We start from the raw sequence: 13,714 nt of genomic DNA on the forward strand, positions 1-13,714 counted from the left end.
CCGTTATAAACGTGCCTGGCGCGCCGCACCGCTGCGCGATTTGGCCATTGCCGCCAGGCGCACTGCCACGTTGGCCGCGCCGTAGCCGGCATAGCCGTTCTTGCGCTGGATGATCTCGAAGAAAAACCGCCCCTCGAAAGGCTCGGTGTACACGTGAAACAACTCACCGCCCTGAGCGTCGCGGTCGTACAGCACGTTGTAGTACGCCAATTCGCTGAGGAACTCATCGTCAAAATCGAAACGCGCCGCCAGGTCATCGTAATAGTTGAGCGGGATATCCAGCAGCGGCACCCCGGCCTCTTTGGCGCGGCGCACTTCGGCGAAAATATCCGCGCAGTCGAAGGCAATGTGGTGCACGCCCGAGCCGCGATAGCTCGATAGCGCGTGGGAAATCGCCGTGTTGCGGTTTTCGGAGATGTTCAGCGGCAGGCGGATCGAGCTGCAACGGCTGCGCAGGGCACGGCTTTTCACCAGGCCGTAAGGGTCGGGCAGCACCACTTCGTCATCGGCTTCGAAATCCAGCAGGCTCTTGTAGAACAGCACCCAACTGTCGAGGCTGTCGGCCGGCAAGGCCATGGCCATGTGGTCGATGCGCAGCAAGCCGCCGCTGGACGACACGGCAGGCTGCAGGTTGAAGTCGGTGTCATACAAGCCGCCTTCGCTTTGATCCACCAGGTAAATCAGGCTGCCATCTGGCGCACGCACCGCCGCCAGTTCCAGCTCGTTGGGCCCGACCAGGCCGCGATACGGCTGGCCCTTGTACGCCACCGCCCGTTCCAGGGCTTTGGCGCTGTCCTTGACCCGAATCGCGGTGGCGCACAACGACGGCCCGTGGGCCTCAAAAAAGTTGTGCGCGAACGAATAGGGCTCGCAGTTGAGGATCAGGTTGATATCACCCTGGCGCAACAGGCTCACGCTCTTGGAGCGATGCTGCCCGGCCTTGACGAACCCCAGGCGTTCCAGCCAATGGGTGAGCTTGGCGCCGAGGCTTTCGTCCACGGCGAATTCGAGGAACTCGATGCCGTCGTATTCGCTGGCCGCCGGGGTGTCAAACAGAATCTCGACAGGTTGCGCTGGCACTTCCTGCTTCAGGCGCTCGCGGGTTTTCTCTTCCAGGTACAGCAAGGAGCGCAGGCCATCCGCCGCATTCGCGCGAGTCGGCGCGGCGCGGAAGCCGTCGTTGAAAATCTCCAGGGACAGCGGCCCGGTGTAGCCACTCTTGATGATCGGCGCGAGGAACCCCGCCAGGTCGAATTCGCCTTGGCCGGGGAAGCAGCGGAAATGCCGGCTCCACTCCAGGACGTCCATGGCCAGGATCGGCGCGTCGGCCATCTGCACGAAGAAAATCTTGTCGCCGGGGATCTCGGCGATGGCGCTCGGGTCACCTTTGAGGGACAAGGTGTGGAAGCTGTCGAGCAGCACGCCAAGGCTCGGGTGATCGACCTGGCGCACCAGGTTCCATACCTGTTGCCAGGTGTTCACGTGCTTGCCCCAGGCCAGCGCTTCATAGCCAATGCGCAGGCCACGGCGGCCGGCGTGCTCGGCGAGCAGGCTGAGGTCGTCGAGCAAAATGCGTTCGTCACCCACGCAGTCGGCCGAGGCATTGCTGCACACCAGCACCAGGTCGGTGCCCAGTTCCTGCATCAAGTCGAATTTGCGTTCGGCGCGCTCCAGGTTGCGGGCCAGGCGGTCACGGCGGCAGCCTTCAAAGTCGCGAAACGGCTGGAACAAGGTAATGGCAATGCCGAGGTCGGCGCACATCTGCCTGACTTCGCGGGGGCTGCCATCGTAATACAGCAGATCGTTTTCGAAGATTTCTACACCGTCGAACCCGGCCGCCGCGATGGCTTCGAGCTTTTCTGGCAGGGTTCCGCTCAAGGAAACAGTGGCAATAGAGCGTTGCATGGGCGACTCCCGGCATTTGAGGATGGTCTTATTTACGGCAAATTATTGGCCGCTAAACTGTCGACAGCAATTAAAATGTACGAACCGGTTAGTTTTTGGTGCGATTATCGAACACTATGCCGCTTTGGCGAATTGACGATTTTTTAGCCGCTGCTCACCATCGATCCGGTAACAAAGACCCAGAACACACCATAAAAATTTCAAAAAAACGGGTACGACCTCATGCCTCTGCAAAACTCCGCCCTGGCCGCGCGCCCGGGCAACCCGCACGCCGGCATCGGCGACAAGATCCGCGGCGCCCTGGCCGTGGGTAAAACGCGCTGGGGCATGCTGGCCCTGGTGTTCTTCGCCACCACCCTCAACTACATCGACCGCGCCGCGCTCGGTGTGATGCAGCCGATCCTCGCCAAGGAAATGAGCTGGACGGCGATGGACTACGCCAACATCAACTTCTGGTTCCAGGTCGGCTACGCCATCGGCTTCGTGCTGCAGGGCCGCTTGATCGACCGGGTGGGCGTGAAACGCGTGTTCTTCTGCGCGGTGCTGTTATGGAGCCTGGCGACCGGCGCCCACGGCTTGGCCACTTCGGCGGTGGGTTTCATGGTGTGCCGGTTTATCCTCGGGCTGACTGAAGCGGCCAACTACCCGGCCTGCGTCAAGACCACACGCTTGTGGTTCCCGGCCGGCGAACGGGCGGTGGCCACCGGTATTTTCAACGCCGGTACCAATGTCGGCGCGATGATGACGCCGATGCTGCTGCCGTTGATCCTGCACGTGTGGGGCTGGCAGGCGGCGTTCCTGTGCATGTCGGCACTCGGCGGGATCTGGCTGGTGTTCTGGGGCTTGAAGTACTTCAACCCGGAAGACCATCCCACCGTCAAACAATCCGAACTGGACTACGTGCAGCAGGAAGTCGAACCGGAACAGCCCCGCGTACCGTTCAGCCGCATCCTGCGCATGCGCGGCACCTGGGCCTTCGCCCTCGCCTACTCGATGACCGCACCGGTGTTCTGGTTCTACCTGTATTGGCTGCCGCCGTTCCTGAACCAGCAATACAACCTGGGCATCAACGTGACCCAGATGGGCATCCCGCTGATCATCATTTACCTGACCGCCGACTTCGGCAGCGTAGGTGGGGGGATTCTGTCGTCGTTCCTGATCGGTCGTGGCATGAACTCGATCAAGGCGCGGTTGCTGTCGATGCTGCTGTTTGCCTGCTGCATCGTCGGCGTGATCATGGCCGCCGGCTCAAGCCAGCTGTGGGTCGCGGTGTTTGCCATCTCCCTGGCGATTGGCGCGCACCAGGCCTGGACGGCCAACATCTGGAGCCTGGTGATGGACTACACCCCCAAGCACATGATGAGCACGGTGTTCGGTTTCGGCGGCATGTGCGCGGCCATTGGCGGCATGTTCATGACCCAGATCGTCGGCCACATCCTGACGGTGACCAACAACAACTACACCGTGTTGTTCACCCTGATCCCGGCGATGTACTTCATTGCGCTGACCTGGATGTACTTCATGGCCCCGCGCAAGATCCCGACCGTAGACGTCTAAGCTATCTGCGCCGCTGCTGCCAGGCAGCGGCCAGCCCGCTCATGCAGATCACCCCGATGCCGACCACCGTGGTCAGGTCCGGGGTGTGGTTGAACACCAACCAGCCCAACAACCCCGCGAACACGATCTGGCAATAGCCGAACGGCGCCAGCAAGGCCGGCGCCGCAAAGCGGAACGCCTGGGTCAGCATCAAGTGCGCGGTCATCCCGCACGTGCCCAGGGCCAGCATCAACACGCCATGCCACAGCGTGGGGACCTGCCAGAAGAACGGCACCATCGCACTCATCACCAAGGTATTGCACAGGCCGGCGAAGAAGTTGCTGGTGGTGGGCGTGTCGTATTGGCTGAGGATGCGCGTGAGCAGTTGGTAGAAGCAGAAGAACAGCGCCGAACACAGCGGCAGCAACACCGCCGGGGTGAACAGTTCGCCGCCGGGGTGGATGATGATCAGTACGCCGACAAACCCGCAGATCACCGCCAGCCATTGGCCACGCGTCACGTGCTCACCCAGCAGTGGCACCGAGAGCGCCGTCACCAGGATCGGCGCCAGGAAGTTCACCGCCGTGGCTTCCGCCAGGGGGATGTAATGCAGCGCCGTGGTGAAAAACAGGCTGGTGCCCAATAGGCACAGCGCCCGCACCACCTGCATCCCCGGCCGCTTGCTGCGCAACACCCGCAGGCCCGATTGCGGCAGGAAGATGCCTGCCATCAATAAGGTGTGCACCAGGTAACGGGCCCAGACCACCATCACGATCGGGTAGAACCCCGCCAGGTATTTGGACAAGGCGTCATGGCTGGAAAACAGAAACGTCGCCACCACAATCAGCAAAATGCCTTTGAAGGGGTGGTTGACGCCGGAAAGCGGAGTACTGACAGTCATTGAATTCTCTTGCGTGGCGCACGGTAGGACTCAACCCGGTAATCTAGCAGCCGGGTCGGCGTCTGCCCCAAGAGCATAACCAAACACCGTGCGAACAGCGCACTAAATCACCGGATTCGAGTCCAACGCTGCACCTTAGCCCCTGCGTTGTACACTTTTTAACCAAGGCCCTGCCGCTATGAAAAAAATACTCTTTGTTCTTTCTGCCCTTGCCCTGCTCACCGCCTGCAACCAAGAAGCCAAGGACGCGCCCAAGCCCGCGCCGGCTTCCGTACAGGCCACCCTGGTGCCGCAAACCCCACCCACCGACAAATGGGTCGGCAAATGGATCGGCGTCGAAGGCCTCAACCTGACCATCGCCAAGGACGACAGCATCGGCCGTGGTCACTACATCCTCACCATGCAATACGGCCTCGACGCCGATGACTCGGGCACCTTCAAGGGTGAAGCAGCCGAGGACGGCATCACCTTCACCCGTCCAGACGGCCCGCAACTGCTGCGTGCCGGCGACGGTGCCGCCACCGGGCTGAAATGGCTGGCGGATAAAAAGGATTGCCTGGTGGTGGATACCGGCGAAGGTTACTGCCGCGACTGAAGCGGTATTGCTGACACAAGTTTCATCTGGCGCCCCTGCCGGGACCGGCCGAGAGCAGCGATACTACGCAGCTCTCGAACCTGTCGGACAGCCGGGCTGGCGCCATTCCTACGCACCAACAACACTGTTCCAGAGTTCATCGAGAGGATTGCCCCATGCTATGGAAAAAAGGCCGACGCAGCGACAACGTGGTAGATGCCCGCGATGACACTGGAGGCGGTGGTGGCGGCATGCGCTTTGGGGGCGGCAAGGGCCTGAGCCTCACGGCCATCGTGCTGATCGTCGGCATCGGCTGGCTGACCGGCCAAGACCCCATGCAGATCCTCGGCCAGCTGACCGGCCAGATGGAACAGGCGCCGTCGGTGAGCACGCAGTCGCGCCAGGCCCCTCCGGCCAACGATGAGCAAGCTGATTTTGTCCGCGCCGTACTGGGCGACACCGAAGACACCTGGGGGCAGGTGTTCCAGGAAAACGGATTAGCCTACAAAAACCCGAAACTGATTCTGTTCCGCGGCCGGGTGAATTCGGCCTGCGGTGGCGCCACCTCGGCCAGTGGCCCGTTTTATTGCCCGGCTGACCAGCAGGTGTACCTGGACCTGGATTTCTTCCGGGAAATGTCGCAACGCTTCCAGGCCGCCGGCGACTTTGCCCAAGCGTATGTGATCGCCCACGAAGTCGGGCACCACGTGCAGACGCTGCTCGGCATCTCGTCGAAGATCCAGGCCGCGCGCCAGCAGGGCCGGCAGATGCAAGGCGATGGCGGCCTGCTGGTGCGCCAGGAGCTGCAAGCCGACTGTTTTGCCGGGGTATGGGCCAACCGTGCGCAAAAGCGCCTGAACTGGCTGGAGCCTGGCGACATTGAAGAAGCACTGAATGCGGCCAACGCCATTGGCGATGACCGCTTGCAGCAACAGGGTCAAGGGCGCGTGGTGCCGGACTCGTTTACCCACGGCACCTCGGCACAGCGGGTTCGCTGGTTCAAGACCGGCTTCGCCCAGGGCCAGATCACTCAATGCGACACCTTTACCGCCAAGAGTCTTTAGATGAATAAACGATTGGGATTGCTGCTGGGTTTGTTGGTCACCTGTTCCGCCTTGGCCGCCGGGCCTGCCGTAAAAGAGCATGGCGTAAAAGAAGTCAGTCCCGATCGTTTCCACCTGGAGGCCGGCGACCTCAGCCTGGGTTTAAGCCAGGACTGGACTAAACCGCTGCCCCAGGTCACCCGCGCCTTGATCATCGTGCATGGTCGCCTGCGCAATGCGCAGACTTACCTGCACAGCGGTGAAGACGCCGCCGAGCATGCGGGCCAGGCCGCCCATACACTGGTGATTGCGCCGCAGTTTCTAAATGAATCCGACGTGAAGCGTAACCACCTGGACAACCAGCTGCTGCACTGGAATGGCAACGACTGGATGGCCGGCGACCCCTCCACCGGTCCGGGGCAGATCAGCTCCTATGGCGTTCTCGACCAGATCATCAAGCACTTGGGCAACCGCAAGCTGTTCCCGGCGCTCAAAGAGATCGTGGTCGCCGGCCATTCCGGCGGCGGCCAGGTGGTGCAGCGTTTCGCGCTCACCGGACACGACCACCCAACCCTGCAGACCGAAGGCATCAGCCTGCGATACGTAGTGGCCAATCCATCCTCCTACGCCTATTTCACCCCGCAGCGCCCGGTGAAATTCGACACCGCCAGTTGCCCCGATTTCAACGACTGGAAGTACGGCCTGCAAAACCTGCCGGCCTATGCCAAGGGCCAGAGCGCCGAGCAGCTTGAGCAGGCCTACGTGTCCCGCAACATCACCTACCTGCTGGGCCAGCAGGACACTGACCCGAACCACCCGGCGCTGGATAAAAGCTGCGCCGCCGAAACCCAAGGCGCCTATCGCCTGATTCGCGGGCACAACTATTTTGACTACGTCAAGCAGCGTCATCCGCAGTTGAGCCATCAGCTGGTGGAAGTGCCGGGGGTGGGGCATAACGGGGATGGGATGTTTACGTCACCGGAAGGCCAACGGGTGTTGTTCGTCCAATAACTGACGGAACCGGATAAAACTGTGGGAGCGGGCTTGCTCGCGAATGCGGTGTGTCAGTCACTGAAAATGTTGACTGGCACACCGCATTCGCGAGCAAGCCCGCTCCCACATTGGATCTTCAGAGACCGATCTAAATCATCCGGCGCAACACCGAGCAATCCTCGGCATGCCAATCTGCCAACTCCGGCCAGGGGTTCTCCGGCAGGTTCACCAATACCGTCCGCGTTCCCGCCGCCCGGCCACAGTCCAGGTCGAAGCGGTAATCGCCGACCATCACCATTTCGCTCGGCGCCACGTCCCAAGCGGTCGCCAGCTTCAGCAAGCCATCCGGATCGGGCTTGGGTTGCGCATCATCACGCCCCAGCACGTCCTCGATGGCAAAGCAGTCCGCCAGGCCGATCGCTTCCAGGGTGATATGCGCCAACTCGCGCGCATTGCGGGTCAGGATGCCCAGGCGATAGCCACGTCCGGCCAGCTCGCGCACCAGTTCCACCGCGCCTTCGGCAGCCACCGAACCCAGCGCCAACGCCCGCTCATGCTCCAGCAGCCAGGCGTGCTTGGCCGCCGCAACCTCCGTCGGCAACGCCGCCAAGTGAGTGAGGATGTCGTCCTCGGGCGGAATCTCCAGGGCCACGCGAATGGCCGCGAAGTCATGCACGGCGACCGTGAGGGTGCCGTCCATGTCGAACACCCAGTGCCTGACGTCCGCCAGGCTCATGCCCAATCCTTGCGATGGCGAATCAGGCCTTCCTGGGTCACCGAGGCCACCAGTTGCCCGGCGCGGTTGTACACGCTGCCACGGGAGAAGCCACGGGAATTGCCGGCCCATGGGCTGTCCATGGCGTAGAGCAACCAGTCATCGGCACGCAGGTCGGCGTGGAACCACAGCGCGTGGTCGAGGCTGGCGACCTGCATATCTTTCTGCCACACGGTCTTGCCATGGGGCAGCAGCGAGGTGGTCAGCAGGCCGAAGTCCGAGGCGTAGGCCAGCAGGTATTTGTGCAGCGCCGGCGCGTCAGCCAGGGCGCCGTCGGCGCGAAACCACACGTATTTGACCGGGTCGGACGGTTGCGGGTTGAACGGGTCTTTTTCGGTGACCGGGCGCACTTCGATCGGCTTGGGGCACAGCAGCTTGTCGCGCATGTGCTCGGGGATCAGGTGCGCGCGCTGCTGGGTCAGTTCCAGCTCCGACGGCAGGTTTTCCGGGCCAACCACCACGGGCATGGTGGTCTGGTGATCGAAGCCCTGTTCGTCGTACTGGAACGAGGTGGTGCAAGTGAAGATCGGGTGGCCCTTCTGGATCGCGGTCACGCGGCGCGTACTGAAACTGCCGCCGTCGCGCACGCGGTCCACCGAGTACACCACCGGCAACTTCGCGTCGCCAGGGCGCAAGAAATAACCGTGCAGGGAATGCACGTGCCGCGCTTCTTCTACGGTCTGGCTGGCAGCCGACAACGACTGGCCGAGCACCTGGCCACCGAACAATTGGCGAAAGCCCAGGTCCTGGCTGCGGCCGCGAAAGAGGTTTTCCTCGATCGGCTCCAGGGTCAGCAAGTCCACCAGATCTTCCAATACTTGGCTCATAGAGCAACTCCTAAAATCTACGGGGCATTCCGGGCTGCCTATCCGTGCAGCGTGTCCAACCATTGGGCGCGGGTGATGCGATACAAAACATGATGGCGCAGCGGGTCATCAGCTGCGACCTTGGGGTGTTCAAAATCTGCCAGCGGATCGTAATGCATACCGATGGCTTGCATGACTTTTTGTGATGGCAGATTGGCCTCCGTGGTGAACGCAACAATTTCGTCCAGGCTCAAGCGATCAAACCCACAGCGCAATGCGGTCCACGCGGCCTCGCTGGCGTATCCCAGGCCCCAGTGTTCGCGGGCCAGGCGCCAGCCGATCTCCACCGCCGGGGCGAAGTCGGCGTCGAAGCTGACATTCAGCAGCCCGGTAAGGCCGATGAATTCGCCGGTGTCCTTGCGCTGCAATGCCCACAGGCCAAAGCCGTATTCGGCGAAGTGGCCGCGAATGCGGCCGATCAACGCGGCGCTTTCCAAGTGGCTCAGTTTGGCCGGGAAATAACGCATCACCTGCGGGTCGGCGCACATGCGCGCAAACTCCGGCAAGTCGCTGTCGCGCCATTGGCGCAACACCAGGCGTGCACTTTCCAATTCCAGTATCGGCTCCATGGGTCCCCTCCCTTGCCATGTGCGTGAGTGTACAGCGCTGTTAAGATCCGTCGCAGGTTCCCGTCAGAAAATCCCATGCCTTTGCCATTGATCTACCACGATGACTACAGCCCCGAGTTCCCGGCGGACCATCGGTTCCCCATGGACAAGTTCCGCCTGCTGCGCGACCACCTGGTGGACAGCGGCCTGACCGAGGACAGCCAGTTGCTGCGCCCGCAACTGTGCACGCCAGAGATTCTGGCCCTGGCCCATGACAGGGGCTACATCGAACGCTACATGGGCGGCGAGCTGTCTCGCGAAGACCAACGTCGCCTCGGCCTGCCGTGGAACGAAGCCCTGGCCCGACGCACCGTACGTGCGGTCGGCGGCTCGATCCTGGCGGCGGAGCAGGCGCTGGAACACGGCCTGGCCTGCCACCTGGCGGGCGGCACCCACCACGCCCACTACGATTACCCGGCGGGTTTCTGCATCTTCAATGACCTGGCGGTGATCAGCCATTACCTGCTGGCCAGCGGCCGAGTGAATCGCGTGCTGATCTTTGATTGCGACGTGCACCAGGGCGACGGCACCGCGCGCATCCTCCACGACACGCCGGACGCCATCACCGTGTCGCTGCACTGCGAAAAGAACTTCCCGGCCCGCAAGGCCCAGAGTGACTGGGACATCCCGCTGCCGATGGGCATGGGCGATGCCGATTACCTCAAGGTGGTGGACGACGCGCTCAATTACCTGCTGCCGCTCTACCAGCCCGACCTGGTGCTGTACGACGCCGGCGTCGACGTGCACAAGGACGATGCCCTCGGTTACCTCAAGCTGACAGACGAAGGCGTGGCCGCCCGCGATGAAAGTGTGATGCGCCACTGCCTGGGCCGCGACATCCCGGTGATGGGCGTGATCGGCGGCGGCTACAGCAAGGACCGCCCGGCCCTCGCCCGCCGCCATGGCATCCTGCACCACAGCGCGCAACGGGTGTGGACGTCATCAGGCTGTCACTGAACTGTGAGCGTTACCCACAATCCCTGTGGAACCACCTGTGGATAACTTGAGCGTAAGGGCCTGAAAGCCATTAGCCGTATGGCTTGTAAGAAACTGTACGTTTTTTGACCAGACACTTTTCCACAGCAGTGAAACGTTGTGGAACTTAGCGCCGGCGGCCGTTTTGCAACAAAACTGCCGCACGCTGGCGTCACCTTGAAGGCCTATCCCGCTTTCAGAGTACCCCGCGATGGCAACGTACAAGATCGGCAGCAACTCGACACCCGGCAATGACGACGCCCTGAAGAAAGTCGCCGCCACCTTCGACGCGGCAATGTCCCGCGCCCTGTCCGGTTTCAAGGAAGCCGCCCACCCCGGCAACTTCAAGGTGCTGGCCGTGACCGACAACACCAAGGACCAGAAGATCGCCGACGTCAAAGCCACTGGCGACCAAGAAGCGATCAAGCGCCTCGACGACCCGAACCTGGCCGACATCAGCAACACCGGCGTGCCGCTGGCCAACATCGCCAGCATCACCAAGATTTCCGATAACGTCCTGGAGCTGAAAACCCGCGACGGCAAGGACATCATCATTATCAAGCAGATGACCCCATACCTGTTTGACGGCATGGCCGGCAAAGCCGACGCCGTGGACGCGCTGAACAAGAGCAAGGCCGACGGCTACCGCATCGCCCAGGCCGGTGACACTGCACCGGGCCTGGACACCTACAAGGCCATCGGCCCGGCTGACGAAGTCGGGCCGGGGATGATTCGCTACGAAACCCTGTCGGGCGACAAGGTGGTCGTCAGTAAGGAAACCAACCTCGACCTGTACGAAAAAGTGAAGTCCGACGGCGAAACCTGGGGCCTGATCAACGACAGCAAGAACGAAGGCTACCGCCTGGCCAGTGCCGATGAAGCCGGCAGCGTGAGCCTGGTGGGCACCCCGGAAGAACTCGGCCACGGGCTGATCCGCTACGAAACCGCTTCGGGCGACAAGATCATCGTGTCCCAGGCCATCAGCCCCGACCTGTACGCCTCGGTGGTGAAAGAATCCAACGGTATCTTTGGCGTCGACGGCGCCGTGGACACCAACTGGATCGACAACTCCAAGTACGCCAGCGCCAAGGACTGGGACAAGATCGTCGGCAACACCAGCGGCACGCCAACCCAGGAAGAACGCGACCTCGACCGTCCGCGCGCCGCCTCGAAGATGCTCAGCGACAACTGGGACAAATGGGGCCTGCACGACCGCCCCATCGACTTCTCCAACCCGCCCGCCGACCTGCCGCCCGAAGCCCAGGCCTGCCTCAAGTACCTGGCCGGCAGCCCGAGCCTGATGAACGCCCTCGACAGCGGCGGCCTGGGCAAAAGCGACGGAGTAATTACTCACGCCGATGTGGATAAGTTCATCAGCCAATCAAACAAGGACCTGTCGGCCGCCTCGAAGTCCTACGGCACCTTCCTCAGCAAGAACCCGGACGCCACAAACCTGGCCAAGGAAAATGCCAAGTCCGCCGCCATCGTCATGGCCAATATCTCCCTGGTAAGCAGCGCTGGCCCGGAAATGCAGGGGCCCAACCAGCGCGCCAACAACGGCAGCCTGAACACCGCCAACCTCAAGGCGATCAAGGATGACTCGGGCCTGAGCCCCGAGCTGACCGGCGCCGCAGGCTATTGGTCCACACCTGGCATGCTGCGCACCCTCGACATGGCCGGCGACCTGCCCGCCACCGCCAAGGCCGACGGCATCACCCAACAGAAAAACATCGGCGCATGGCTGGAAAACCAGGCGCCCAAGGACGACCACGGCGTGTTGATGATGCTCAGCAACGCCGCGGTACGCAGCTCGGTGGCCGACGTCGACACCTCCAAACTGACCAAGGACGTGCTCGAACACCCGGAGAACTACGACGGCAAGACCAAAGCCGCCGTAATGATGGAAATCAGCGACGCCCGCGCGCGCATGGCCGCCAGCGATAAAGTGGGCGACGGCGACCTGTATGCGGGGATTACGGCGGACACCGAATACCACCTCAACCCAACCAAATCCAAGGTCACCGACCAGCTCGATGCCGCCATCGGCAAGTTGTCCAGTGACCCGGATGTGAAGACCTTCCTCTCGCAAAACCAAGCGTCCGGCATGCGCGATATCGTCAACAGCGACCCGGCGATCAAGCATGAACTGCAGGCCTACCAGGACGGCCAGATCAACAGCGGCAATGTGCTCAACACCGCCCTGAACACCAAAGGGGCTGATGGCAAACCGCTGTCGCTCATGGACGCCCTGAGCCTGGCCGGCACCGACGCCACCCTCACCGACCTGGCACTGGGCGGCGATGGGCATGTGGACCTCAGTGTCATCGCGCAAAAGTCCGGCAAGTCCGGGGACATCGAGCAGTTCTTCAAGGACCACATCCTCAACGGCAAGGACCTGGAAGACGCCCTCGCCCAGCCGAATGCCAACCCGATGACCGTCATCGGCCAGTACGCCGCCCACGCGGAATTGCTCAAAGAGTTTCTCGGCGACAAAGTCTCGGCCCAGGATTCGTCGACGGTGCAGCAGTACGTCAACCAGGCGGTGTCCGACTCCCTGGTCAACGGCGCCAACGACGACGTGCTCAAGGGGGCGTTCGGCGATGCCAATGGCAACTTCGACGAAGCCAAGACCACGGCCATCATCGAGAAAGCCATGGCCGACGACCCGGAGATGTTCAAAGACGCCACGGGGGCGCAGATCAAGCCACAGGACGTGATCTCGTTGATCCGCTCGATGTGGGACGTGAACCGTCAGGGCCAGAAGATCAGCGACGTACTGCCCAAGGCCGTGGACGGGCTGAAGCTCAACGCCAGCGATTCTTACAAACAAGGCCTGCTGCACATCGGCAGCGCCTTGCTGGCCGGCGGCGTACTGGCGGCGCGCTCGGCCACGGGCGGCAACAGCCCGGCGGACAACGCCGGGCGCGTGGCGGCGGGCATGCAGTTTGCCGGCCTGATTACCGAGGGCGGCACCAAGTACGCCAAGGAAGCCGGCTACGGCATGGCCTGGAAACCCACCCCGATCGACCCGAACAAACCCCAAGGGATCGGCGACTTCCCCACCGGCAAAATGGTGCAGAACACCGACGGCCTCAACCGCCTGGGCAACCTGGGCAAGATCGTCGGCGGCACCGGCAGCTTTATCGGCGGCGTGTTCGGCCTGATCAGCGGGGTCAACAGCGCGTTTGCCGGGGATAAACTCAACGCCGGTTTCTCCCTCACTAGCGGCGCCCTGGGCACCGGCGCGGCAGTCGCCTCGATCATCGAAGGCGGCGCGGGCCTGTTCGGCATTGCCGATGCGGCGGCCATCGCGGGGACCTTCGCCGGCGTACTGGGTTGGGCCACCGCCGGTCTGGGCATCGTGACCAGCTTTGTGTTCCCGATCATCGAGGTGGTGAAGCGGGAAAAACAACAGGACGCGTTCTTTGGCAACCTGGTGCCGACCCTGGATAAATATGGCCTCACCGGCGGCCCGATCACCGACGCCGACCGCGCGGACGAGTACCCGCCGTACGCCAACACGGGTTTTGCCTGAGTA

General features: G+C 62.4%; 11 protein-coding genes. 6 read left to right on the forward strand and 5 right to left on the reverse strand.

Going from position 1 to position 13,714, the window contains the following annotated elements; translation table 11 throughout:
- Positions 1 to 3: 3 nt before the first annotated feature.
- A complete protein-coding gene (quiC, locus tag KUA23_RS26220; protein ID WP_252993089.1) occupies positions 4 to 1,905 on the reverse strand; it encodes a 3-dehydroshikimate dehydratase QuiC in 1,902 nt (633 codons plus the stop codon).
- Between the two features lie 222 nt (positions 1,906 to 2,127).
- On the opposite strand from quiC, the gene KUA23_RS26225 reads away from it, so the two are divergent.
- Positions 2,128 to 3,462 (forward strand): MFS transporter, encoded by a 1,335-nt coding sequence (locus KUA23_RS26225; protein ID WP_099491020.1) that lies wholly within the window; start codon positions 2,128 to 2,130, stop codon positions 3,460 to 3,462.
- 1 nt (position 3,463) lies between these two features.
- Here the strand turns inward: KUA23_RS26225 and KUA23_RS26230 are convergent, their stop codons facing one another.
- The gene (locus KUA23_RS26230) at positions 3,464 to 4,342 is read right to left on the reverse strand and encodes a DMT family transporter (protein ID WP_078050291.1); all 879 of its coding nucleotides are present in this window, start codon (positions 4,340 to 4,342) and stop codon (positions 3,464 to 3,466) included.
- A gap of 178 nt (positions 4,343 to 4,520) precedes the next feature.
- On the opposite strand from KUA23_RS26230, the gene KUA23_RS26235 reads away from it, so the two are divergent.
- The 3 genes from KUA23_RS26235 (at position 4,521) to KUA23_RS26245 (ending at position 6,970) form a co-directional block, all read left to right on the forward strand.
- A complete protein-coding gene (locus KUA23_RS26235) occupies positions 4,521 to 4,937 on the forward strand; it encodes a membrane lipoprotein lipid attachment site-containing protein (RefSeq protein ID WP_078050292.1) in 417 nt (138 codons plus the stop codon).
- Positions 4,938 to 5,092: 155 nt separating this feature from the next.
- On the forward strand, positions 5,093 to 5,980 hold the full coding sequence (gene ypfJ / locus KUA23_RS26240) for a KPN_02809 family neutral zinc metallopeptidase (RefSeq protein ID WP_078050293.1): 888 nt from the start codon (positions 5,093 to 5,095) through the stop codon (positions 5,978 to 5,980).
- On the forward strand, positions 5,981 to 6,970 hold the full coding sequence (locus KUA23_RS26245; protein ID WP_252993090.1) for an alpha/beta hydrolase: 990 nt from the start codon (positions 5,981 to 5,983) through the stop codon (positions 6,968 to 6,970).
- A gap of 130 nt (positions 6,971 to 7,100) precedes the next feature.
- On the opposite strand, the gene KUA23_RS26250 is transcribed toward KUA23_RS26245, so the two are convergent.
- The 3 genes from KUA23_RS26250 to KUA23_RS26260 are packed head-to-tail and all read right to left on the reverse strand — an operon-like array spanning position 7,101 to position 9,162.
- Entirely contained in the window at positions 7,101 to 7,688 is a 588-nt protein-coding gene (locus KUA23_RS26250) for an HAD family hydrolase (protein ID WP_252993091.1), read from the reverse strand.
- Positions 7,685 to 8,554: an acyl-CoA thioesterase II gene (tesB, locus tag KUA23_RS26255; RefSeq protein WP_025858197.1), complete on the reverse strand. Its 870-nt coding sequence runs from the start codon at positions 8,552 to 8,554 to the stop codon at positions 7,685 to 7,687. Before tesB ends, KUA23_RS26250 begins: the two co-directional genes overlap by 4 nt.
- Before the next feature lie 38 nt (positions 8,555 to 8,592).
- A complete protein-coding gene (locus tag KUA23_RS26260) occupies positions 8,593 to 9,162 on the reverse strand; it encodes a GNAT family N-acetyltransferase (protein WP_078050296.1) in 570 nt (189 codons plus the stop codon).
- A 75-nt stretch (positions 9,163 to 9,237) separates the two neighbouring features.
- Here KUA23_RS26260 and KUA23_RS26265 point away from each other — a divergent pair, with 75 nt between their 5' ends.
- Positions 9,238 to 10,158: a histone deacetylase family protein gene (locus tag KUA23_RS26265; protein ID WP_252993092.1), complete on the forward strand. Its 921-nt coding sequence runs from the start codon at positions 9,238 to 9,240 to the stop codon at positions 10,156 to 10,158.
- A gap of 229 nt (positions 10,159 to 10,387) precedes the next feature.
- The gene (locus tag KUA23_RS26270) at positions 10,388 to 13,711 is read left to right on the forward strand and encodes a type III effector HrpK domain-containing protein (protein WP_252993093.1); all 3,324 of its coding nucleotides are present in this window, start codon (positions 10,388 to 10,390) and stop codon (positions 13,709 to 13,711) included.
- Positions 13,712 to 13,714: the final 3 nt, after the last annotated feature.

Origin of the sequence: Pseudomonas pergaminensis (genome assembly GCF_024112395.2) — a bacterium.
In the GTDB taxonomy this organism is placed as follows: Bacteria; Pseudomonadota; Gammaproteobacteria; order Pseudomonadales; family Pseudomonadaceae; genus Aquipseudomonas; species Aquipseudomonas pergaminensis.